The sequence below is a fragment of the Collinsella sp. HCP3S3_D1 genome (genome assembly GCF_052064015.1).
Taxonomy (GTDB): domain Bacteria; phylum Actinomycetota; class Coriobacteriia; order Coriobacteriales; family Coriobacteriaceae; genus Collinsella.
In genome coordinates this window covers 1-799 of sequence record NZ_JBQHWK010000043.1, presented here as the reverse complement: position 1 = coordinate 799, position 799 = coordinate 1, and the positions used below count along the sequence as shown (strand labels likewise).

1 protein-coding gene is annotated in these 799 nt (G+C 61.7%); it reads right to left on the bottom strand.

Annotated features, from left to right (window positions below; genetic code table 11):
- Positions 1–252: 252 nt before the first annotated feature.
- Positions 253–735, bottom strand: a complete 483-nt coding sequence (locus ACTNDJ_RS08940) for a transposase (RefSeq protein WP_441083573.1) — start codon at positions 733–735, stop codon at positions 253–255.
- Positions 736–799 lie beyond the last annotated feature (64 nt).

Here is a 799-nt window from a genome sequence, read left to right as displayed (position 1 = left end):
TTCCTGGCCTCGATGTCGTGCTTCACCCTCAAGTCGACACGCATAAAAAGCCTCCCATTTCTCATGTCCAAGAAATGGGAGGCAGTTCAGTTGCGGTGAAATAGGGAGTGTTTTAGCCGTTAAAAGGCCTATTCAGTCCTTATTTCACCGCAACTCGGAGGGGATAAGGCGGTAGTGTCGAGAAAGTTGGTGTAGTGCCCGATCCGAAGCGAGTCGGCCCGGCGTCCCAGAATCTGGAATACGGTTGATATCCTATGCCGCCTCGACCCTGTCCGCAAGCTCGAGGCCGGACTCGAGCATCTTCCTTGCCTCCGCCTCGAGCCGCGCCCAATCGACGGGACCGTCGGTCCCCCGGGTGCGACCGTCGTCGTAGAGCTCGTTCATCCTCGCCTCCGAGAAGTACCTGGACTCCTGCCATATCTCGTCCTGCTCGCACATGACCGCGCCCGCGAGCCGCACCAGCGAGCCCGTGGAGAGGAACACCTGCACGACGCGCGACCTGCGCTTTATCTCTCGGTTGGTCCTCTCCTGCACGTTGTTGGTGCGCAGGCGCTTCCAGTGGGTCGGCGGGAAGTCGAGGTAGGCCAGCGCGTCGGGCTCGGCCTCCTCCAGCACCGCCGCCGCCCTGGGGCAGCACCCCGCCAGCATGTCGCACGCCGCGTGGTACATGGCCGTCACGGTGGCGGCGTCGCGCCCGCGGAACACCTGTGTTAGCGCTAATCTAAAATTGACCACTTTCGCAAACGCATCTCGCCGAATGCGCTAACGCGCTTTCGCCGACCCCGCTAACGTACTTTCA